The organism is Streptococcus sanguinis, assembly GCF_050222175.1.
GTDB classification, from domain to species: domain Bacteria; phylum Bacillota; class Bacilli; order Lactobacillales; family Streptococcaceae; genus Streptococcus; species Streptococcus sanguinis_M.
The window spans coordinates 579,789-601,840 of record NZ_CP071420.1 but is presented as its reverse complement, the minus strand read 5'-3'; the positions used below and the strand labels follow the sequence as shown (position 1 = coordinate 601,840).

27 protein-coding genes are annotated in these 22,052 nt (G+C 45.1%); 4 read left to right on the top strand and 23 right to left on the bottom strand.

All coding sequences use genetic code 11. The features are described from left to right. Window positions 1-58 precede the first annotated feature (58 nt). A complete protein-coding gene (gene trkA / locus J1C91_RS03050) occupies window positions 59-1,408 on the top strand; it encodes a Trk system potassium transporter TrkA (protein ID WP_002909103.1) in 1,350 nt (449 codons plus the stop codon). A gap of 5 nt (window positions 1,409-1,413) precedes the next feature. Continuing rightward, window positions 1,414-2,853: a TrkH family potassium uptake protein gene (locus tag J1C91_RS03045; protein WP_002909100.1), complete on the top strand. Its 1,440-nt coding sequence runs from the start codon at window positions 1,414-1,416 to the stop codon at window positions 2,851-2,853. A 47-nt stretch (window positions 2,854-2,900) separates the two neighbouring features. Here the strand turns inward: J1C91_RS03045 and yidD are convergent, their stop codons facing one another. From yidD to J1C91_RS02975, 14 genes are all read right to left on the bottom strand, one after another. Continuing rightward, window positions 2,901-3,155, bottom strand: a complete 255-nt coding sequence (gene yidD, locus J1C91_RS03040; RefSeq protein ID WP_080556555.1) for a membrane protein insertion efficiency factor YidD — start codon at window positions 3,153-3,155, stop codon at window positions 2,901-2,903. Beyond that, window positions 3,152-3,880, bottom strand: coding sequence for a pseudouridine synthase (locus J1C91_RS03035; protein ID WP_002909097.1), 729 nt, complete (start codon window positions 3,878-3,880; stop codon window positions 3,152-3,154). Before J1C91_RS03035 ends, yidD begins: the two co-directional genes overlap by 4 nt. Next, window positions 3,867-4,436: an SMC-Scp complex subunit ScpB gene (gene scpB, locus J1C91_RS03030; protein WP_002909096.1), complete on the bottom strand. Its 570-nt coding sequence runs from the start codon at window positions 4,434-4,436 to the stop codon at window positions 3,867-3,869. The genes J1C91_RS03035 and scpB overlap by 14 nt, the downstream gene beginning before the upstream one ends. Next, window positions 4,429-5,139 carry a segregation/condensation protein A gene (locus tag J1C91_RS03025; RefSeq protein ID WP_002909093.1) on the bottom strand — a complete coding sequence of 237 codons (711 nt, stop codon included), beginning with the start codon at window positions 5,137-5,139 and terminating at the stop codon, window positions 4,429-4,431. The genes scpB and J1C91_RS03025 overlap by 8 nt, the downstream gene beginning before the upstream one ends. 2 nt (window positions 5,140-5,141) lie before the next feature. Then, window positions 5,142-5,873: a site-specific tyrosine recombinase XerD gene (xerD, locus tag J1C91_RS03020; protein WP_002905881.1), complete on the bottom strand. Its 732-nt coding sequence runs from the start codon at window positions 5,871-5,873 to the stop codon at window positions 5,142-5,144. Further along, window positions 5,870-6,331 carry a cyclic-di-AMP-binding protein CbpB gene (cbpB, locus tag J1C91_RS03015; RefSeq protein WP_002894606.1) on the bottom strand — a complete coding sequence of 154 codons (462 nt, stop codon included), beginning with the start codon at window positions 6,329-6,331 and terminating at the stop codon, window positions 5,870-5,872. Before cbpB ends, xerD begins: the two co-directional genes overlap by 4 nt. Then, window positions 6,328-6,849 carry a metallophosphoesterase gene (locus J1C91_RS03010; protein WP_002905880.1) on the bottom strand — a complete coding sequence of 174 codons (522 nt, stop codon included), beginning with the start codon at window positions 6,847-6,849 and terminating at the stop codon, window positions 6,328-6,330. The genes cbpB and J1C91_RS03010 overlap by 4 nt, the downstream gene beginning before the upstream one ends. After that, a complete protein-coding gene (locus tag J1C91_RS03005) occupies window positions 6,828-7,832 on the bottom strand; it encodes a nucleoside-triphosphate diphosphatase (protein WP_002909090.1) in 1,005 nt (334 codons plus the stop codon). Before J1C91_RS03005 ends, J1C91_RS03010 begins: the two co-directional genes overlap by 22 nt. Further along, window positions 7,829-8,623, bottom strand: coding sequence for a glutamate racemase (gene racE / locus J1C91_RS03000; RefSeq protein ID WP_125438271.1), 795 nt, complete (start codon window positions 8,621-8,623; stop codon window positions 7,829-7,831). The genes J1C91_RS03005 and racE overlap by 4 nt, the downstream gene beginning before the upstream one ends. 98 nt (window positions 8,624-8,721) lie before the next feature. Further along, complete coding sequence (locus J1C91_RS02995) at window positions 8,722-8,970, bottom strand: YneF family protein (RefSeq protein WP_002894600.1); 249 nt, start codon at window positions 8,968-8,970, stop codon at window positions 8,722-8,724. 56 nt (window positions 8,971-9,026) lie between these two features. Further along, window positions 9,027-10,277 (bottom strand): diaminopimelate decarboxylase, encoded by a 1,251-nt coding sequence (locus J1C91_RS02990; RefSeq protein ID WP_125356672.1) that lies wholly within the window; start codon window positions 10,275-10,277, stop codon window positions 9,027-9,029. Window positions 10,278-10,380: 103 nt separating this feature from the next. Continuing rightward, window positions 10,381-11,064: a Bax inhibitor-1/YccA family protein gene (locus J1C91_RS02985; protein WP_002899730.1), complete on the bottom strand. Its 684-nt coding sequence runs from the start codon at window positions 11,062-11,064 to the stop codon at window positions 10,381-10,383. Between the two features lie 25 nt (window positions 11,065-11,089). Next, window positions 11,090-11,581: an HD domain-containing protein gene (locus J1C91_RS02980; RefSeq protein WP_002905148.1), complete on the bottom strand. Its 492-nt coding sequence runs from the start codon at window positions 11,579-11,581 to the stop codon at window positions 11,090-11,092. Window positions 11,582-11,625: 44 nt separating this feature from the next. Beyond that, a complete protein-coding gene (locus J1C91_RS02975; RefSeq protein ID WP_125438274.1) occupies window positions 11,626-12,366 on the bottom strand; it encodes a TrmH family RNA methyltransferase in 741 nt (246 codons plus the stop codon). A gap of 84 nt (window positions 12,367-12,450) precedes the next feature. Here J1C91_RS02975 and J1C91_RS02970 point away from each other — a divergent pair, with 84 nt between their 5' ends. Next, entirely contained in the window at window positions 12,451-12,729 is a 279-nt protein-coding gene (locus tag J1C91_RS02970) for an acylphosphatase (RefSeq protein WP_125438277.1), read from the top strand. A gap of 81 nt (window positions 12,730-12,810) precedes the next feature. Then, a complete protein-coding gene (gene yidC / locus J1C91_RS02965; protein WP_125438280.1) occupies window positions 12,811-13,734 on the top strand; it encodes a membrane protein insertase YidC in 924 nt (307 codons plus the stop codon). Window positions 13,735-13,850: 116 nt separating this feature from the next. Here yidC and J1C91_RS02960 read toward each other — a convergent pair whose 3' ends face one another. The 9 genes from J1C91_RS02960 to J1C91_RS02920 form a co-directional block, all read right to left on the bottom strand. Then, window positions 13,851-15,086, bottom strand: a complete 1,236-nt coding sequence (locus J1C91_RS02960) for a sensor histidine kinase (protein WP_125438283.1) — start codon at window positions 15,084-15,086, stop codon at window positions 13,851-13,853. Beyond that, a complete protein-coding gene (locus tag J1C91_RS02955) occupies window positions 15,070-15,771 on the bottom strand; it encodes a response regulator transcription factor (protein ID WP_032912578.1) in 702 nt (233 codons plus the stop codon). The genes J1C91_RS02960 and J1C91_RS02955 overlap by 17 nt, the downstream gene beginning before the upstream one ends. Before the next feature lie 4 nt (window positions 15,772-15,775). Further along, on the bottom strand, window positions 15,776-16,396 hold the full coding sequence (locus J1C91_RS02950; protein ID WP_002909074.1) for a GTP pyrophosphokinase: 621 nt from the start codon (window positions 16,394-16,396) through the stop codon (window positions 15,776-15,778). A gap of 153 nt (window positions 16,397-16,549) precedes the next feature. Beyond that, window positions 16,550-17,032: a transcription elongation factor GreA gene (greA, locus tag J1C91_RS02945; RefSeq protein ID WP_002894584.1), complete on the bottom strand. Its 483-nt coding sequence runs from the start codon at window positions 17,030-17,032 to the stop codon at window positions 16,550-16,552. A gap of 145 nt (window positions 17,033-17,177) precedes the next feature. Next, complete coding sequence (gene mltG, locus J1C91_RS02940; protein ID WP_002909073.1) at window positions 17,178-18,677, bottom strand: endolytic transglycosylase MltG; 1,500 nt, start codon at window positions 18,675-18,677, stop codon at window positions 17,178-17,180. A 50-nt stretch (window positions 18,678-18,727) separates the two neighbouring features. Beyond that, the gene (locus tag J1C91_RS02935; RefSeq protein WP_048772938.1) at window positions 18,728-19,243 is read right to left on the bottom strand and encodes a GNAT family N-acetyltransferase; all 516 of its coding nucleotides are present in this window, start codon (window positions 19,241-19,243) and stop codon (window positions 18,728-18,730) included. After that, window positions 19,243-19,755, bottom strand: coding sequence for a GNAT family N-acetyltransferase (locus tag J1C91_RS02930; protein ID WP_002909071.1), 513 nt, complete (start codon window positions 19,753-19,755; stop codon window positions 19,243-19,245). Before J1C91_RS02930 ends, J1C91_RS02935 begins: the two co-directional genes overlap by 1 nt. An 11-nt stretch (window positions 19,756-19,766) precedes the next feature. After that, a complete protein-coding gene (gene murC, locus J1C91_RS02925; RefSeq protein WP_002909068.1) occupies window positions 19,767-21,101 on the bottom strand; it encodes a UDP-N-acetylmuramate--L-alanine ligase in 1,335 nt (444 codons plus the stop codon). Window positions 21,102-21,383: 282 nt separating this feature from the next. Continuing rightward, entirely contained in the window at window positions 21,384-22,046 is a 663-nt protein-coding gene (locus J1C91_RS02920; RefSeq protein ID WP_002909065.1) for a hypothetical protein, read from the bottom strand. Window positions 22,047-22,052: the final 6 nt, after the last annotated feature.

Below are 22,052 nucleotides of genomic sequence, written 5' to 3'. Positions count from 1 at the left end.
ATGAAATTTAAATGAAAAAAGAGTATGATAGATACATACTTTGGAGGAATCTAAACTTATGAAAATTATCGTTGTTGGCGGCGGGAAGGTCGGAACGGCCCTCTGTCGCTCCTTAGTGGCTGAAAAACATGATGTTATCCTAATTGAGCAGGATGAGGCTGTTCTCAACCAGATTACCAAACGCTATGATATTATCGGTATTTCTGGCAATGGAGCTAACTTCAAAATCTTAGAACAAGCGGATGTTAGTCACTGTGACATCTTCATCTCTATGACTGAGCATGATGAAGTCAACATGGTCTCAGCTGTTCTGGCCAAACGTATGGGGGCTAAGGAAACCGTCGTTCGGGTGCGTAATCCTGAATATTCCAACCCTTACTTTAAGGAGAAGAACATCCTAGGCTTCTCGCTGGTGGTCAATCCTGAGCTCCTAACTGCTCGCTACATCGCTAATATCATTGACTTCCCTAACGCCCTGTCAGTAGAGCACTTTGCCAATGGCCGAGTGGCACTGATGGAGTTCAAACTCAAGGAAGACAGCAATCTCTGCCAGATGAGTATTTCCCAATTCCGCAAGAAATTTGGAAATATCATTGTCTGTGCCATTGAGAGAAAAGGGCACTTGGAAATTCCTGACGGCGACTTCACTTTGGAGCCCGGCGACAAGATTTATGTCACAGGTAACCGCCTGGACATCGTTCAATTCCATAATATGGTACGACCTAGAGTGGTTAAGAGCCTGATGATTATCGGAGCAGGAAAGATTGCCTACTACCTGCTCAATATTCTCAAGAATAGTAAAATCGAGCTCAAAGTCATTGAATCTAACCATGAACGGGCAACCTTTTTCAGTCAGGAATTTCCTGATCTCTATGTCGTTCATGGAGACGGTACTGCCAAGGATATCCTACTGGAGGAACGCGCCAATAACTTTGATGCCATCGCTACCCTGACTGGTGTAGATGAAGAAAATATCATTACTTCCATGTTTCTTAATAATCTGGGTGTGCAGAAAAACATCACCAAGGTCAACCGGACTAGTTTGTTGGAAATCATTGATAACCAAGACTTTGCCAGCATCGTGACTCCTAAAGGTATCGCCGTTGATACGGTTATGCACTTTATCCGCGGTCGCTACAATGCTCAGTTCTCTAACCTAGAAGCTCTGCACCATGTAGCCAACGGCCAAATCGAGACTCTGCAGTTCCAAATCAAGGAAGAAAACAAGATGACTGGTATTCCTCTATCTCAGCTTCATCTGAAGAAAGATGTCCTGATTGCGGCCATTATCCGCCAAGGTAAAGCCATCTTCCCTACTGGCGATGACAATCTGCAAGTTGGAGATAAAATTGTCGTGACCACTCTGCTGCAAAATATCACGCAGATTTACGATCTGTTAGCGAGGTAGGCCACATGAATAGATCTATGATTCGCTACCTGCTGGCAAAATTACTGCTGATTGAGGCGGCTCTGCTAATCGTGCCCATCATCGTCGCTCTAATCTACGGTGAACCTTTAAAGGTCTTTCTCTCTATTGGGGCGACCATGGCTATCCTGCTAGTTTTAGGTGGCATAGGCTCTTATTTAAAGCCCAAGGACCTACATATCTACGCCAAGGAAGGGGTACTGATTGTAGCCCTTTGCTGGATTCTCTGGTCCTTCTTCGGAGCCCTGCCCTTTGTCTTCTCTGGTCAGATACCGGACATCATCGATGCTTTCTTTGAGGTCAGCTCTGGCTTTACAACCACGGGAGCGACTATTCTCAACGATGTCGGCGTTCTCTCTCATTCGCTGCTCTTCTGGCGCAGTTTTACTCACTTAATCGGAGGGATGGGAGTGCTGGTCTTTGCCCTAGCTATTATGGACAATGCTAAAAATGGCCACTTGGAGGTCATGAAAGCAGAAGTTCCGGGCCCAGTCTTTGGCAAGGTTGTGTCTAAGCTCAAGAGTACGGCCCAAATCCTCTATATCATCTATCTGGCTCTCTTTGCTATCTTTGCGCTGCTTTATTTCCTAGCGGGTATGCCTCTCTTTGATAGTCTGGTCATTGCCATGGGAACAGCTGGTACGGGAGGATTCACCGTATACAATGACGGTATTGCTCACTACAATAGCTCACTGATTACTTATCTGGTCAGCTTTGGGGTCTTGGCTTTCGGTGTCAACTTCAACCTCTATTATTATCTGCTGATTCGCAAATTTAAGGCCTGCTTTGGTGATGAAGAGCTTAAGGGCTATCTCTGGATTGTCTTTCTTTCCACTGCCTTGATTGCCTTTAATGTCTTCCACCTCTATCAAGGCTTTGCCAAGAGTGTGGAGATTTCCTTCTTCCAGGTCTCCAATATCATCACAACGACTGGATTCGGCTATGGTGATACGGTCAAGTGGCCTCTCTTTTCTCAGGTCATCCTGCTCCTGCTCATGTGTATCGGGGGTTCGGCCGGATCAACCGCTGGGGGATTCAAGGTTATTCGGGGGATTATCATTTCCCGAATTGCCAAAAATCAAATCCTCTCTACCCTGTCACCTAATCGTGTCCTAACCATGCATGTCAATGGTGCAGTCTTAGACAAGGATACCCAACACAAGGTTCTCAAATATTTAGCAACCTATGTTTTGATCGTGCTGGCGCTGATTTTCATCGTCAGCCTGGATAACAACAATCTCATGACAGTTGTCAGTGGTGTTCTATCCTGCTTCAACAATATCGGTCCTATGATTGGGACGACGGATACTTTTTCTATCTTCAGTCCTTTTTCTAAGCTATTGCTGTCCTTTGCCATGATTGGCGGACGTTTGGAAATCTACCCAATTCTCCTGCTCTTCTTGCCTAAGACTTGGTCTAGAAGATAGGAAACACTCTGAGATTATAGATAAAAAAAGTCACACTAGCTATTTGGCTAGTGTGACTTTTTTCTTGTATCGTTCCTTTTCAGGCTGAAATGGTCTGGTACAGGATCTTCTCCTGGCTGAGACCAGGGATGACAGCGGAGAATTCGCGCCAAACCCATCAAAACTCCTTTAGCACCATGCTTCTGGATAGCCTCTATCATGTAGTTAGAGCAGGTGGGACTAAAGCGGCAAGATGGAGGAAAAGCAGGCGATATGAAGCGCTGATAAAAACGGACAGGAGCAATGAGCAGTTTTTTTATCATTTCTTGGTCTTGGTTACAGCCAGTGTATGCAGCTGGCTGACTTCTTTCTTGCTGAGCTTGCGATATTCACCAGGCTTGAGGCCCGTCAGGTCCAGATGACCAAAGCGAGTCCGTGACAGCTTATCCACTTGCAGTCCGACTGCTTGGAACATCTTCTTGACCTGATGGTTACGCCCTTCGTGGATGGTCAGCTGAACGACCGAGCGATTTTTCGCCGGATCAACCTTAATAATCTCATAAACTGCTGGCTTGGTTTTGCGCCCCTCTATCTCAATACCGCGAGTCAGAGGACGAAGAACTTCTTTATTGGCCAAACCTTTGACACGCGCCACATAGACCTTATCAATCTCATTGCGGGGATGAATCATCTCGTCGGTAAAATCCCCGTCATTGGTCAGAATGAGGATGCCAGAAGTATCCCAGTCCAAACGACCAACCGGATAAATTCGCTCCTTGACCTGAGGCAAGAGCTCCACGACCGTCTTACGTCCCTTGTCATCACTGACAGAAGAAATGACCCCGCGCGGCTTATTGAGGAGGTAATAAACCTTCTCTTCATTGTAGATAGGTTGGCCTTCTACTTCCACACGGTCGCCAGACTTGACGTTCGTCGCCAGCTCTCGCACCACTTGGCCGTTTATACTGACCTTCCCCTGCCTAATTAGCTCTTCTGCTTTTCGACGGCTGGCTATCCCAGCATGAGCGATGTATTTATTGATTCTCATTGATATCTGTCCTTTCAATAAAGAGCTGGCTTTCTTCAGCAACTAGCTCCGTTTCTTCGACAATCGGCAGCTCATCTAAGTGATTGATCCCCATATAGTCTAAGAAATAATCCGTTGTCACATAGAGATTTGGCCGGCCAATGACTTCCTTTTTGCCATCCTCTCGAACCAGTTCAAAAGCCAAGAGCTTAGCCAAAGCACCGCTGGAATTAACCCCACGGATGTCATCTATTTCTACCCTTGTAATCGGCTGCTTATAGGCGATGATAGACAAGGTCTCCAGTGCAGCCCGCGACAAACTTTGATTGATTGGCGCCCTTGAATAGGCCCGCAGAATCTCAGCAAACTCTGGCTTTGTAACTAGCTTGTATGTCTTTGAGGTTTCCAGCAGGGTCAGGCTAGAGTCTGGATTGGCTTCATATTGCTCAGCCAACTTCTCCAAACTCTGAATAACCCCGGTCGGCGGCAAAGAAAGGATTTCTGCCAATTGATGAACCTTGAGTCCATCTTCTCCCGCCACAAAAAGCAAGGCTTCAATCTCTGCTAACTTACTCATTTCCTCTTCCTACTAAATAAATATTTCCAAAGTTTTCTTCCTGAATGACTTGCACTTCCTGCACCTTGACCAATTCCAATGTCGCCAGAAAGAGAGTAATAACTTCATTCATGTCCTTGGTCTCTGCAAAAATCTCCTGCAGAGCCAGACGGCTCTTACCAGCACAACGCTGGCGCACCACTTCCATCATATCCTCAATCTTGTACTCATCTCGCACAATGGTTGTATGGCTCTTAGAAAACTCCTCTTGCTTCTTGGCGATAACCTTGGAAAAAGCCAAGAAAAGATCTATCGTTGACTTGTCATGCAGGAGCTCAGCATCCTCGTAAACCAGCTCCAGCTTAGGCTTAGAATAATAAAGCGCTCGGTCATCATGCTGGAGCGACATTTTCTCACCTAAGAGCTTGAACCTGCGGTATTCCTCAATCTGACTCAAGAGGTCTTGCTCCAAATCATCTTCCAGCTCAGCATTATCCGCCACCTTAGGCAGAAGCTTGCGGCTCTTAATCAGCATGAGCTGGCTTGCCATGACCATATACTCGCCCGTCACTTCCAGCTTCATGGCCTGCAAGGTGGCCACATAAGCCAGATACTGCTCGATGACCTCCGTAATAGGCACATCATAAATATCCACCTGGTACTTAGATACGAGGTGGAGCAGCAGGTCCAGCGGGCCTTCAAAATCTTTTAGTTTGATATCCATTTTTATCTATATTTTTCTAGTGTAATCATGGTTTTCAAGCCCAAATCTTGGGCAATATCATAGAGGCCAATCCCTTTCTCCCGCTGGCGCAAAATAAACTGCTCACGCAGGCTTTGGGCAGATAGACTGGCTTGTCCCTGCTCAATCAAGAAGGCCTCTAGCTGACGGAAGCCCCATTGACGAGAATAGGATTTGCCGTTTTTCTCAAATAAATACGTCCCTGTCAGATAGTCCTCCAGCTCACCCGTCAGGCTCTCAGGAATCTTGATGACCCGCTTCTGACCAGCCTTTTCAATCTTCAAAACCTGAAAATCAAGATTGACATCTGCCACTCTGACCTGCAGAATCTCGCTGGGCAGCAAGCCCATTTCCAAAATAAGAAGAGCCATCAGCCGCCCCCTGGGAACGCTTGATTCCTGCCAAAAAGCAGACAGGTCTAATAGTTCATTTTCCTGCTCCTTCGATACGGATACCTTGGGCAGGACTAAGCGGTGAAACTCCTCAATAAGCTGCTGCTGATAAAGGAAGTAGAGAAATTGATTGACTGCTGAGAGCTTCCGCTTCTGAACAGCCGCCTTAAAATCCTTGATAGAGGCCTGATAAATCCGCAGATTGGTCTCGGTAATCCGGCCATGTACTTCCTCGATAAACTGCTCCAAATCATAAGAATAGGCAATTTTAGAATTTTCTGAGATGTTTTTTTGATTTAAAAACGGTCTAATGTATTCTTTCATTTTTTGCGAATTTCGTACTTCTTGCTAAAGCCGTGCAACAAAGAATTGACAGCTTTCAAAATGGACTTTCTAGTAATAATTCCGTAAAAATGCTGATCCTCGCCCACAACCGGCAGGAAAGACTCGTCGACCAGCTTATGAAGCACATCTGATACAGTATAATCTGGCCCAACTGTCAAGTCGTCCATTTTGGTCATGTGGACGATGTCTGTCATCATGAATTCCTCTTCTGGCAAATCATGGCGCATGCGATAAGACATGATGTCTGTCAAGGAAATCGTACCAACAAACTTTTTATCTGCCGTCACGACTGGTACACGTGAGTATGTCATCTGACTCAGCAATAGGATAGCATGATCCACATTATGGGTGTCAATCATAACCGCCAAATTTTCCCCAGGCGTCAAAAAAGTTTCTTCATGTTCCAGCAGATAGTCTTCAAATTCCTTAGCAATCATCGGCTAAACTCCTTGGACAAGCTTGGATAAAGTTCATGATTTCGCGTATAGTAATCAACTTTAAAGCGGTCATCATCAATCTCTACCTTAGCGTAGAGGCGTTCGTTGATCAGGCCGCGTGGCTGGCTGATGGATCCCGGATTCAGAAAGAGCGTTTTGCCCTCCATTCGAGCATCTGGAATATGCAGGTGACCATAGAGGCAGATGTCTGCATTAACCTCTTGTGCCCACAAATCCAGCTTTTGAAAAGAAAAGTTGATATGGAAGAGATGCCCGTGAGTCTGGGCAATAATGGTCCCCGCCAAATCCGTCACCAAGCGTTCTGGATAGCCGTCGTAAAAGTCCATATTCCCTGCAACAACCTGAATCCCTTGCCATACCTCATCATCAGAAGGAAGCTCAGAGTCTCCGTTATGGAAAATCGCATCTACCTTTCCAATATAATGATTCCTAATTTCTTCTACAATAGCACGGTCGCCATGAGAATCACTCATGACTATAATGGTTTGCTTTGCCATGCTGGAAATACCTCCACTAATTTCTTAACTGCCTGAGCCCGATGGGATTGGGCATTTTTTTCTTCCATCGTCAGCTCTGCAGACGTTTTTCCTGTTTCTCCCACTAAGAACAAGGGATCGTAGCCAAAGCCATTTTCCCCTTTTGGCTCATGGGCAATGTAGCCCGGCCAATCCGCTTCAACTACCAGAGACTCCCTGTCAGGGCTGGCCACCACTAAGGTCGTATGAAAATGGGCCGAGCGGTCCTTGATTTCAAAAACCATAGCCAACTCATGCAGGAGCTTGATGTTGTTTTCATCGTCTGTCGCGCCTACTCCAGCAAAGCGAGCCGACCAGACTCCAGGCAAGCCGCCTAAAACATCGACCTGCAGACCTGAGTCGTCAGCTAGCACCATTTTACCGGTCAGTTTACTGATTGTCTCCGCCTTGAGCCGCGCATTTTCCTCAAAGGTAGTTCCAGTCTCTTGCACTTCTGGCAAATCAGGATAATCATTGAGATTTTCAACCTTATAGCCCAGCTTATCAAAGAGTTTGCGAAACTCTGCTGTCTTTCCTTCGTTGCGAGTCGCAATCAAGATGGTATCTCCGACAGCCATCTCTGACTCCTGCCCCTGACCAAAAAAGTCGGTCATCTTAACTCCATCCTTAGACAGGAAGAAGACCTTGCGCAGCAAGTCCTTTTCTGTAATCAGAATAGCCCCCTTATGACTGGTCGCCTTAAAATCCCGCTCCTGGCGGTCGTTAATCATATTGAGGACAAACTGGATATAGGACATGGGTGAGCCGTATTTGACCACAACTGTGGTAAAAGCGTTGTATTCTTCATCCAAATCACGCTCAATCAGCTCACTCAACTCTGCATCTATATGCTCCAAGAGCCTGTATGGGATGTCGTTGAAATGATAGCCGGCCTTGCGAAAGCGGGTCCATTCTCCGATATACCAATTGTTCTCGTCAATGTATTCATAAATTTTATTTGTCATAAGCTTACATGCTCCACATTCACTTTCAGGCCCAGCCAGCTTTCTGCAATTTCCGAAAAGCTCTTGGCATTGGCGGTTGTGTAAAATTGGTGATTGAGCTCCTGTTTTTCCCGGCTGCGGTTGATTTCAAAGTAATTGAGCAGGACAGAAATATCCCGTACGCACTCTGCCCCGCTGTCAATCAGTTTCACATCCGGTCCCATCATGTTTTGAATGATAGGCCGGAGCAAGGGATAGTGGGTACAGCCCAAGACAAGGGTATCTACCCGACCAGCCAGAGGCTGCAGCGTTTCATAGACCACTTTTTTGGTAAGACTGGAATGGAGTTCATTGGACTCTACCAAAGGTACAAACTTAGGGCAGGCCAAACTTTCCACCTGCATCTCCGGCGAGAGCGCTTCAATCTTCTGACGATAGATATCAGAGGAAACAGTCATTGGCGTTCCAATAACACCGATGCGGCCGCTGGCAGTTGACTTAATAGCCGCGCTAGCCCCCGGCAGAATCACGCCCAGTACTGGAATATCCAGCTTTTCCTTCACTTCTTCCCAGACAACAGCAGTCGCTGTATTGCAGGCAATGACAATCATCTTAACATCCTTGGTCAGAAGGAAGTTGACCAATTGCCAGGTATAAGCGCGAATCTGCTCAGCAGGCCTAGGACCGTAAGGAGCCCGCGCCGAATCTCCGATATAAATGACCTCTTCGTGGGGGAGCTGCCGCATGAGCTCACGGACTACAGTCAAACCGCCCACTCCTGAGTCTAAAAAACCGATTGGTCTATTATCCATAAGGTCTTCTTTCTAAAACAAGGGACTGGAAGCCGATTCCAAATCCCCATTTTTTTATAGATTTTCTCTACTGGTATTAAAAGCCAGCCTCTAGAAAATTATTTTTTCTTTTTGCTCTTAGCAAGCGCAGCTTTCTGCTGGCTGATAATTTGACGATAAACTTGCTGTACTTTCGCTTCATTTGGCCGTTGGCCACTAGCGCTAAGTAAGGTCCGAACTGCTTCTACATTCAAACGCGGATTTTCTGCAAATTCCTTCTCCACTTGCCGACGAAGCAGATACATACCCAAGATCACGCCTCCAGCAAATGCTGCCATAATCAAGAAAATTGCTAAAACTAAATTCATATCGAGAACTCCTCTATTTCCATTTTTACATTGCTCTTCATTATATCAAATTTTCTCTATTTTTCAAAATCAAAGCCATATAGTGTCGCAAAATAATCTTCTGGTTTTTCTGCCCGACGAATCATGCGAACATTGCCATCTTGTTCCAAGAGAATTTCGCTGGAGCGGAGCTTGGCATTGTACTGATAACCCATAGAAAAACCATGAGCACCAGTATCGTGAATCACCAAAGTATCACCGATTTGGCTGACGGGTAGCGGTCGATTAATAGCAAATTTGTCGTTATTCTCGCAGAGGCTGCCGACAACATCCACAATCTCTGTCTCACCCATAGGTCGATCCATATTAGTAATGTGGTGATAAGAACCGTACATGGCAGGACGTAGCAGATTGACCGCAGAGGCGTCCACTCCCAGATAGGTTCGGTAGGTCTGTTTCTTATGGGTAACTTTGGTGACCAGCAGGCCATAAGGTGCCAACATAAAGCGGCCCAGCTCCGTATAAATCTTAACCTGTCCTAGACCAGCAGGTGTCAGAATAGCTTCATAGGCCTGACGAACTCCTTGACCGATGACCGCAATGTCATTTTCCTCGCCATCAGGCTGATAATTAATGCCTACACCGCCAGATAGATTGATAAAGTCCAACTCAACTCCTGTCTCAGCCACTACTTCTACAGCCAGCTCAAAAAGCTGACGGGCCAGTTCAGGATAGTAGTCATTGCTGACAGTATTTGAGGCCAAGAAGGCATGAATCCCAAATTTCTCAGCTCCCAACTCCTTGAGCTCTTTGAAAGCCTGAATCAGCTGGTCCTTGGTCATACCAAACTTGGCTTCTTCTGGATTATCCATAATGCTGGTTCCCAGCTCAAAGACACCACCAGGGTTGTAACGGCAGGAAATAATCTTTGGAATACCCGCGGCTTCCTTTAGAAAAGCCACATCTTCATAGGCATCCAGATTGATAGTCGCTCCCAAGTCACGCGCAAACTGAAATTCCTCAGCTGGTGTGTTATTGGACGAAAACATGATATCCTGTCCAGCAAAGCCCAGCTTTTGGCTCATGAGCAGCTCAACATAACTGGCACAATCCACCCCACAACCTTCTTCTTTGAGGATTTTTAAAATAGCAGGATTGGGAGTGGCCTTGACGGCAAAATACTCTTTAAAGCCTGGATTCCAAGAAAATGCTTCATGCAGGGCACGCGCTCTTTCCCGAATTCCCTTCTCATCATAAAGATGGAAAGGTGTTGGAAACTGCGCCGTAATCTCCGCTAGCTTTTCACGACTGACAAAAGGAGTTTTCATACTATTCTCGCTTTCTATTTGCTGGCTTTATTATACCATAAATCCATAGGAGAAACAAAAAGCACTGGGCAAGCGCCCAATGCTTTAGTCTTATTTAGCTGAGTTATTTGTTTCTTCCAAAAATACGCAGCAAGCTGAGGAAGAGATTAATGAAGTCCAGATATAGATGCAGAGCCAGCGAAATTGCCCAGCCATTCCCTGGATTGCCATTGGTCTGCTCATAGACATAGCGGATTTTCTGATTGTCCCAAGCGATGAGCCCTGAGAAAATAAGGACACCAACGATACTGATGATAAAGTCCAAGCCACTGCTTCTCAAGAAGATATTAAGGACGCTAGCAGCGATAATACCAATCAAACCGGCCATACAAGCTCTGCCCATTCCAGAAAGATCCTTCTTGGTCACCTTGCCGATGAAGCCCATAGCAAAGAACATAACAGTCGTTGTCAGAAAGGCTAAGAGAACAGTTGACTGAAGATACAGCGCCATGATAATACTTAAGGTAAATCCATTGATGGCTGAATAAGCTAAAAACATAGGCAACGCCGCCGGACTATTGCTCCGAGCAGTTCCAGATGCTACCAACACAAGGATAAACTCAACTGCAATAGCTGCATAGAAAATCCAAGTGGAGCCTGTCAGAACAGAGATAATAATGTCCTGAAAGAAGTTCAGCATCAAGAGGGATACGATTGCTGAGATTCCGATACCGACACCAACGATAGAATAAATCTTTGCATAGAAAGAATTAATATCTGATTGATCTTGAATAATAGAATGATTCATAGTTACTCCTTTTATAATAAAACATTTACGGTTTCAGCATCTTTCGATGAAAGAGCTTGCGATTACTACCCTTGCGTCTCCAAGGTGCCGTTGCTTCTTTGACGGCCCAATACTTGTCCACCATCGTCACAACGAATGACTCTTTGTAGCGAGGCGGTGCCAAGGTCAGGCCCCACATATGCTTGACGATAATGTCCTCTTCGACTTTATTAAGCTTGGTAATCTTACGAGCATTGCGAACTGCCAGCCTCGGATGAACCCAAGCATGACTCTTCTTAAACTTGGTCACACGCCAATCATAGTAGAATAAGTCATGAAGCAGGGCACCGCGTGCCGTACTGCGGGCATTCCAGCCAAATTTTTTGGCAATTCTGTAACTAGTATAACTCACATTGATGGAATGTTCAAGTCTATTGGAATGAATATGATGGGGAATTTCTTTCAGGCGCTGCACACTAGGCATTTCAATCAGGTGCCCAACATAGGCCATAAATTCCTCGTCCTTTTTGTAAGGCATAGAATCACCTCCCTTGCCAACTATTATATCTCTTTTTCTGATTTTTAGCTTAAATGAAAGATTAAAATACCAGCAGCGACAGCAACATTGAGACTTTCTGCCTGCCCCTTCATGGAAATATGGACCAGAACATCAGCTGCTGCCGTCATTTCTGGACTAATACCCTGCCCTTCATTGCCCATGACTAGGGCAAAGCTCTCTTTACTATCCACCTCTCTGTAATCGATAGATGTTGACGACAAGGTCGACGCTAGAATTGGCAGACGGGAAGACTGAGCCAGCCTAATAAAATCAGCTGTATCCAACCGATAAACTGGCAGATGAAAATGGCTTCCCTGCATAGAGCGCAGCGTTTTTAAGTTATAGATATCTGCTGACAAACGAGAGATGAAAACCCCGTCAAAGCCAGCTGCATCAGCTGTCCGAATGATGGTACCGACATTACCTGGATCCTGAACGTCCTCCAAGAAAAGATAGCGCCCATTTAACCCCGATGGTATTTCCTCCCTTTCAAAAGCCACTTCCGCGACAATCCCCTGTGGCGTCTTACTATCAGCCAAATCTGCTAAAATCTCCGAACTGACAAAGATCACCTGAGAAAAATCAGCTAATCGCTCTGCGTATTCCGCTAAAGCAAAAATCCGAATCAGCTCTGCCCCGCTGCTGACAGCTTCCTCAAATAAATGCCAGCCCTCGATCAAATAAGAATCCTTGCGGTATTTTTTGTGATGAAGTTTTTTAGCTTTTTTTACCACATTATTGGCTTTTGAGGTTATAATATTCATAAGAACATTATACCACAATTTAGCAGACTTGCACTCATACTGAGGGCTTAAATCCCCTCGGTCCGCTCACTAAAGGAGGATGCCATGCAGAAGGTAAAAATGATAGCCCAAGGACGGGTACAAGGGGTTGGATTTCGCTGGGGAGTTTATTCTCTAGCGCTGGAAATCGGAGGTATTACCGGCCGGGTCTGGAACAATGATGACGGTACTGTTGGCATTCTGGCTCAGGCTGATGACCCAGCTCTGATGGCCAAATTTATCCAAGAAATCCGCAAGGGACCGACACCTTTTTCTAAGGTTAGTTATTTGGATGTGACCATAGCTAATTTCGACTCCTATCCTGACTTCAAAATTTCAAATTAGGTCTGCAGAACTATTGTATATTTTGCAAAAAAACAGTAGAATAGATAGGTATTATTTTTTAGAAACAAAGGATATGAACTCGTGAAACATTTCAAACGCTTTTTATTCTCCGGTATGGGACTGGCTGCGCTTCTTTTCCTGTCTGGCTGTGTGGGTCGCGACAAGGCCGGTAATCCTTCTGGTCTGATCTGGGATGTGATTGGTCAGCCTATGGCGGATGGTATCCAATTCTTTGCCAAGAATTCAGGCTTGGGTTATGGTCTGGCGATTATTATCGTTACGCTCATCGTGCGGATTATCATTCTGCCGCTGGGAATCTATCAGTCTTGGAAGGCAACGCTTCAGTCTGAAAAGATGAACTACTTTAAGCCGATTTTTGCCCCAATCCAAGAGCGAATCAAAAATGCCGAAACTCAGGAAGAGAAAATGCAGGCTCAGCAAGAACTGATGGCTGCTCAAAAAGAGAATGGACTCAGCATGTTTGGCGGTATAGGCTGTCTGCCTCTGCTCATCCAAATGCCTTTCTTCTCAGCCCTCTTCTTTGCCGCTCAGTATACTCAAGGAGTTGCAGGCAGTTCCTTCCTCTGGATTAAAGACCTGGCCAAAAGCGACTTGGCTTTGACTGCCATTGTCGGTATCCTCTACTATATCCAGTCGGTGCTCTCTCTGCATGGTATTGAAGATGAAACTCAAAGAAACAGCATGAAACAGGCTTCTTATATGAGTCCTATCATGATTGTTGGTTTCTCATTCCTCTCTCCTGCCGCAGTCACTCTCTACTGGGTAGTTGGTGGATTTATCCAAATTATCCAGCAATTTATCATCAACTATATCATCCGACCTCGCTTGAGAAAACAGGTAGCAGAGGAATTTGAAAAAAATCCTCCTAAAGGCTTGAAAAAAGCGAGTCGGGCTAAAGATGTCACTCCAAAAGCTCAGCCGGCTATTGAGCAAAAGAACAAAAAGAAAAAGAACCGTAATGCTGGTAAGCAACGGTCAAGATAAAGAAAAATTCTTCTAGTATTAGCTAGAAGAATTTTTTTAATCTCAAGTTAAAATCAGCATCGCCGATACAAAAAGCTCAGCAAACAAAGCAATAACTGATGAACGAGGTGACTCTATCACAGTAGAACAGTAAAGCCAATCAATCCTTTCTTATATGAAACCCAAATCCTGCCCTTGAAAATCCGCACCAGACTTTCTGCCATGGATAGGCCAATCCCGTAGCCAGGCTGCTTCTGATTGTGCGATTCGTCTTCACGATAGAAACGGTCAAAGAAACGACTGTAATCAACATTCTTACCGTCAGCATAACTATTGGCTACCGTCAAACGGGCTCGTTTCCCGCGCTTGGCCTTGGTCAAGGTGACAAAAATTTGCCCATCTTCGTCACAATACTTGCAGGCATTGTCAATCAGGATACTAACCAATTCATAAAGTTCATCTTCAGTTGCCTTGACATGGATGTCTTCCTGCAGCTTGATCTCGTACTTCTTGCCTGCCTTCTCGATGACAGACTTGAAGTTTCCAGCCACTTTTTTGACAACTTCTGAGAAATTCACATCTACCAAGGTAACATCTGGCTGCTCTTCCAGACGGGCCAGAACGACCATTTGATTGATTAGGTTGCTGAGACGCTTGACCTGGTACTTGGTGCTTTCTGTCCATTCATTTTCGCCAGTCATCAGCTCTTGCAGCTCCGTATTGGCTGAGATGATTGCCAATGGCGTCTTCAGTTCATGTCCAGCATTAGTGATGAAACGTTTTTGGTTTTCATAGTTTTTGATATAGGGACGGATGGCAAAGTTGGAAAATCCAGACACGACCAAGACAAAGAAAATAAAGCTATAGAAGCACAACTGGATAGACAGCCAGAAAAAGTCATTGCGGCTTTCGAGATAATTAGTCGAATCTAATACCACCAGTAAATAGCGCTTGGTCTTGGAATCCTGCGTTATCTGGTAGGAATAAAATTGACTGCCTACCTTAAAAACTCCACTGCTACGGCTGTCCTTAATCACTTTGTTAGCATAGCTGAGCGCCTGCTCCTTAGATAGATTGGAAAGATGGTCCAAGTTAGAGGAGTAAAGTGTTTTGTCTTCCTTATAGACCACGCTAAAATAGCGGTATTGGTAGATGGTATCAATGGTGATACGGTCGTTTTGCAAGCTCTCTGCCGTTTCTTCTACACTGGGAAAATCTCCATTATTGGCAGATAGAATATTGAGAACGGCTTGGATTTCTCCGTTGGTCTGCAGAAAGCGAACGGAGTTTAAGACAGCAATCATGGTCAGCAAAATACAGACAATAGCCGCCGAAGCCAGCAGAATGAACCGAATTTTAAGCTTCCGAAACATGACCATCTCCTTCCAGCGGCACCAGAGTGAAACTGCCGCCTTCCTCACCCAAGATAGCAAGATCAGCATGAATAGCCTTCAGCTTCTGACGCAAATAGGAAATATAAATCCAGACGAAGCCTTCGTCCAAATCCTCATCCTCGTCATTAGCCCAAACATGACGGAAGATTTCCTGAGTAGAAAGACTCTTCTGGGCATTAAGCATGAGAAATTCCATCATTTTAGATTCCTTACCAGCTAAGCGAATAGAATTGGAGCTAATGAGCTCATGTTCTCCGACATTGAGGCTGGTTTGGCCAATCTGCAGCAAATTGGGGGTGAACGTCGCTACCCGTCTGGACATAGAGCGCAGGCGAGCCAGAAGCTCTTTCAGAGAGAAGGGCTTGGTCAGATAATCATCTGCACCGGCATCCAACCCTGTGACCTTGTCATCCACCTCTGACATAGCTGTCAGCATGATGACGTGGGTCGTATTGCCGGTTTGGCGGATTTCTTTCAGCGCTTCAATGCCTGTCTTGACCGGCATCATGATATCCAGAATCATCAAATCATAGGCATTTTCCTTGGCCAAGTCCACAGCCTCCTGCCCATCAAAGGCTGTATCAACCTGATAGCCTTCATGGGTCATCGCTGTTTCCAAGACACGAGACAGCTGCTGCTCATCTTCAGCTAATAAAATCTTCATCATCTCACTCACTTTCTCGAATCAAATTGCGGATGGTCTGCATGGTCACATCACAGGACGCCAGCTCATCTGCACAGCGTTTCAGCTCACGAACAATCCGCTTGCTGTCTTTTATCTCGTGCTTGTACTTCATCTGATGCTCTAAGCTGGCCCAAGAGTCCATGGCAATGGTCCGAAGTTGGATTTCTACAAAATAGCGGCCGGGATTTTGACCATGACAATCCTCATAAGGAGTCTCCACCTCTAATATCAAGTGGTAGGAGCGATACCCATTGGGCTTGGCAGCTCGGATATAGTCCTTTTCCAGAACAATCTCACAGCCCTCCAGCTGACGAAGCACCTCAATAGTCTGATAGATGTCCTCGATAAAACCGCAAACAATCCGAATCCCAATCGCATCACGAATTTCTTTTAGGGCTGACTCTGGCGTCCTAGGCAGATTCTTGCGTTGACATTTCTCTTCCATACTGGCTGCCTGCTTGACCCGTGCATTAAAATGCTCAAAAAGCTTCTGCCCTGTTTCCTGCTTGACTCGATCATTAGCCTCTTGAATACGCTGACTAAGATCATCTAAAATCTTGGGCAGATAGACGCCGTATTTCCCATAAATATCTTGCTCTTGCATACAGTTCTCCTACTTTTCTAGCTTATTCTCATTATAGCATAACCATCTGTCTTTTCTCTATTTTTCCCCTGCTCTTCTTATCTATCCTATACTCTCTGTCTTAAAAGAAACGAAAAAAGAACCAGTCTTCTAGCCAGTTCCTTTTGGTATCGATTAAACGGTTTTTTCAACCTTGAGAATTTTAACGTCGTAGCTGCCAACTGGTGTTTCGACTGTTGCAGTATCACCTGTTTTCTTGCCAATCAAAGCTTGTCCAATCGGGCTTTCATTGGATACCTTGCCTGCGAAAGCATCTGCACCAGCAGAACCAACGATAATGTAAACTTCCTCTTCGCTTTCGCCTACTTCTTGGATGGTAACTGTTTTGCCGATAGCTACCTCGTCCTTGGCTACAGCGTCACTGTTTACAATCTCAGCGTAGCGGATCTTGGTTTCCAGACTAGAAATCTGTCCTTCCACAAAAGCCTGCTCGTCCTTAGCAGCTTCGTATTCACTGTTTTCTGACAAATCGCCGTATGAGCGGGCAATCTTAATACGTTCTACCACTTCTGGACGACGCACCAATTTCAATTCTTCTAATTCTTTTTCTAGTTTTTCCTTTTCCTCTAGGGTCATAGGATAAGTTTTTTCAGCCATTTTTTCTCTTTTCTTTTATTTTCTTTTATTTTTAAACTAAAACAAGAGGCTGAGACAAGTCTGTATCAGTCCCTTTTTTATATAGCAGGACCGAGAAAGCTAGAACTAAATGCACTAGCTTTCTCTCGTCTGCAATGATAGCAGTCTAATTAGAACTGCTGCTGGATTGAGTGAGCTTGCTGTTGACATGCTCCTCAACATTTTTGGCGTGTTCCTCATAAGTATTGGCGAAGTAAACAGCGCCTGTTTCAACATTTGCCACAAAGTAGAGGTAGTCCGTCTTACTTGGATTAATGGTAGCATCCAGAGCAGATAGGCTCGGACTATCAACTGGTCCAGGCATAAGCCCTTCTTTTTTATAGACATTGAAAGGCGAATCGATATTGGTATCAATTTCAGCGTCCTCTTTCAGAGTCGTTTTCTTTCCTAGCTTGCCTTGAGCATAAAGGATAGCGATATTACTCTGAAGCGGCATCGCTTGATTGAGACGGTTGTAAAATACGCTGGCAATATCTTTGCGGTCCTGGTCTGTTGAACCTTCTTTTTCCACTAGAGAAGCAAGAGTCAGAACTTCATTAACCGTTAGGTTCTTCGCTTCGATAGTAGAGTAATAAGAAGACAGATTGGTATTCATTGCGCCCAACATTTGATCAATCAAGCTTTCCAGATCCGCATCCTCACCATAGTTATAAGTGGCAGGGAAGAGGTAACCTTCTAAGCGATACTTGACTCCGCTGTCCTTGCTTGGCAATGTGCCCAGCAGCTGTGGATATTTAGCCGCCATCTTGGAAATGAAAGCTTCATCCTGCGCCTTAGCTAGGAAATCGTCCTTGCTAAAAGGTGTCTTACTAGTCTTCTTAGAAGTTGCAGCTGCATTAACCGTCACAGCCTCTGCAATCTGCTCCAGCGTATAGCCTTCAGGAATAGTAACCTTACCAACAACTGGTGGTTGTGGCGTATCCGTTCCACCTTCCTGAAGCTGCCGAGCAATGGTATCTAGATCCATACTCTTCTGGAGATTGTAATAGCCAGACTGGTAATTGTTAAAGCTTTTAATCTTGGAATACAGACTAAAAACTTGGGCATTTTTAATCAGCCCCTTTTTCTCAAGGATTTCTCCAATCTGCTTAGAGCTTGAACCTTCTGGTACTTCAACCGTCACATATTCTGTTGCGTTTGCATCAACAGGTTTAAGAGCTGAAGATACATAAGTATAGCCGACAACTCCTGTAACCACAAGTCCCAGTAGGACAATCAGCAGAACCGTTGTCATAATCCTGCGGGCTAAGGTGTTTTGACGTTTTTTCTTGACCGTGTTGTTGGCCCGATTAGCCCGAGATAGGACCTCATTGGGCTTCTTATCTTCCTCATCCAATCGGCCATAGACCTGAGGATGAGCCTTTTCATTCTCTGCAACCTTGTAGGAAACATCTACCGAAGCCGGTCTAGCTTCAAAGTCGTCCGCAGCTGCTGTTTCTTTTGCAGAAGCAGAGTCCGCTTCTGACTGGCTAGTTGAAGAGGGAGTTTGTTCTTCCTTTTCTCCAGCTAAATCTTTCAAAATCTGCTCTTTAAAGCTCAGATTCTTCTCTTTGTCTTGTGATTTTTCAGTCAAAAATTTGACCTCCTTCATCATAATCCCTAACATTATATCTTAAAAGTCAGATAAATGCAATAAGAGTAGGATTTTCTAGCTTATTATTGTTTTTTTTGCAGTTTGAGACTAGGATTTTCCCAGACCATATCAAACCAAGTAGCGCCTGCGTAAGTTGATTGTGACAAACCTTCATTTACAAAGGCATGCTTCTCGTAGTAAGCGGTGAGGTAGTCGTGGCAAGTCAGATTGATACCTTGGCGTTTATCTGCTATAGCAATTTCTTTCATAGCTTCCAGTAGCTTGCGACCGACTCCCATCCCCTGAGCATCCTTCGAGATAGAAAGGCTGGTCAGAGAGATAAAGCCACCCTCCAGATGGCCATAATCTTCAATCTCCTCTGTAAAGGAAATATCCTTTAAATAACGTTCTGGACGGACAGGTCCCTCCAGATAGCCCAAAATCTTACCGTCCTTTTCTGCCACCAAAAAAGTCGAAGATAGGGTTTGGATATGTGCTGCTAGGCTTTCTCGGCTAACAGCCTCTTCTGGACTGAAATTTTCCAATTCGATAGCATAAATGGCATCTAAGTCAGCCATTTGAGCTTGACGGATAATCATCACTTCTCCTTAAAATTGGGATTTTCCCACACCATATCAGACCAGACAGCTCCACCATGAGTTGAGTCAGAAATCCCTTCGTGGACGAAACCATTCATCTCATAATAAGGTATCAGCTCATCATGACAGGTAAGGCTAATGCCCTTTCGATTTTGCTGAACAGCTATCTCCTTGAGAGCTGCAAGCAACAAGGTTCCGACCCCCTGCCTCTGAAAATCCGGATGGACGGACAGACTTTGGACGGCAATAAAGCCACCTTCTGGAGAATTAGCACCCACCTTGTTAAAGAGATCATCTGTCAGATATCGCGCCTGAATAGCTGGTCCAACAATATAGCCCGCCAGCTGACCATGCAGCTCTGCTAGCAAAAAAGTATCTGGAATCTGCTCAATCCGCTCTTTGAGAACTTCTGCACCGGCCGCTTCTGCTGCTGGAAAATTCAGCTGCTGAATTGCAAGAATTTCTTCCCAGTCACTCAAGTCGGCCTGCCTGATTCGAATCGGTGCTTCCATCAAGTCTCCTCCTACTGAACGTTGCTGGTCAGATTGGACAAGAGACGTTCAAAGGAATATTCATAGGTCTGGATGTCACCAGCTCCCATAAAGACATAAACGGCATTATCGTGGTCAAGAAGTGGGGAAACATTATCCACATCAATGACCTTGGCCCGTTTCACAATCTTTTCAGCCAGATCTTCTACCTTAACATCACCCTTGTCCACCTCACGCGCAGATCCGTAAATCTGAGCTAGATAGACTGAGTCAGCCTGATTGAGAGCTTCCGCAAATTCGTCCAAGAGAGCAATGGTCCGAGTGAAGGTATGCGGTTGGAAAATTGCCACGATTTCCTTGCTTGGATACTTCTGACGTGCTGCATCCAAGGTTGCGATAATTTCCGTCGGATGGTGAGCAAAGTCATCAATAATAACTGTTTCGTTAACAATCTTTTCAGTAAAGCGGCGCTTAACTCCACCAAAGGTCTTGAGGTGCTCCCGAACTAGATTCAAATCAAGACCTGCAGTATACAAGAGACCGATTACTGCTGTTGCATTCATAATGTTGTGGCGGCCAAAGCTTGGAATTTGGAACTCACCCAGCTCTTGCCCACGGAAAGAAACTTTAAATCCTGAACCGCTGGTAGAACGCAAGAGGTCGTGAGCGACAAAGTCATTGCCCTCTTCCTTGAAGCCATAGTAGTAAATCGGAGCTTTGGACGTAATCCGGCGCAGCTGCTCATCTTCTCCATAAATGAAAAGCCCTTTGGTAATCTGCTTGGCATAGTCATTGAAAGCGTTAAAGACATCTTCTAGGCTCGTGAAATAATCCGGATGGTCAAAGTCGATATTGGTAATGATTGAATATTCCGGATGATAGGGCATGAAATGACGCTCGTACTCGTCTGACTCAAAGACAAAATACTTGGCATTGGCAGAACCACGGCCTGTACCGTCCCCAATCAGATAGCTAGTATCCGTGATATTAGACAGAACGTGGGAAAGAATACCCGTTGTAGAAGTCTTCCCATGGGCACCAGCCACTCCCAAGCTAACAAAGTCACGCATGAAGCTGCCTAAAAACTCATGGTAGCGTTTATAGCTGATACCGTTTGCGTCTGCATAGGCAATTTCTACATTGTTATCTGGACGAAAGGCATTGCCGGCAATGATTTCGAAGTCTGGCTGGATATTCTTTTCATCAAAAGGCAGGATGGAAATGCCAGCCTGCTCCAGACCGCGCTGAGTGAAATAATATTTATCAACATCACTGCCCTGAACCTTATGGCCCATCTGGTGCAGCATCAAAGCCAAAGCGCTCATACCAGAGCCCTTAATCCCGATAAAATGATAGGTTTTCGTCATGATTACTCCTTAAGATGATATAAGGCCATGAAAGCAAGTCAAAAGAGGAAAATCTCCTCAGACCCTAATCAGCCCGCAAGGATTTCCTTTAATTACAAACTTTTAGGCACCACCAAAACACCAAAGAAGCTGGACCAATCAATAAGTCCCAGCTTCTGGCATCGGTCTTCTTCAACCGATGACGGATGTTATATGCAGATAGATTTTACATTTACATAATCAAACAGCAATTTCCTTTATACACCAGAAAATGCAGGCAGAAAAGGATCAAGCAAGCCAGCTTTATTCGCTGTCCAAGCCTGTCAAATTCAGCTCTTGAGCCTTGGAATGCTTCAACTGCTCCTCCTTAGCCCTATCCTGATTATAGATCTGACTAGTTTTTAAAAAATCATAATTGTTCTTCTTAGGCTTTTCTTCCGGCTCCTGTGGCTGAGGGCTGCTATACTCAGGCTGAATATCTGCCAAAATATAGTTATCCTGCTGAAGCCTATCGCCAAACTTCGTAAATTCGCCCGATGTATTCTTCTGAAAAGGGGCTGTTGGCTTCGGTCTTTCCGCATTAGAAGCTGTTGGAAGCTTTCTGCTGCGGACCTTAGTCGGAAGGTCGCTGGTCAGATAAGACGCTGAACGCTTCTTTTTCAAATCTGCCCGAGCTTCCTCGCGTGCCTGCTCAGCATAACGAATGGCCGGATCTTTCTTATCAATCGGCTTTTTAAAATCCTTGAAAGCAGACTGCTTTTGCAGCGGTCTTCTGATAGCCTGACTGGCAGCGATAGGAGCATGCCTGCTGGAGTCCACAATCGGCATCCATTCCAAATAATTACGGTCTGTATAGTCTCCGGTAATGTTGCTAATGAGATCCAGTTCATCATAAAGATTCATATGCGGCATTTCCGTCAGCATGATTTCATCATCTGACACCAGAGGAAATTGTTTATCAGTCATATCTTT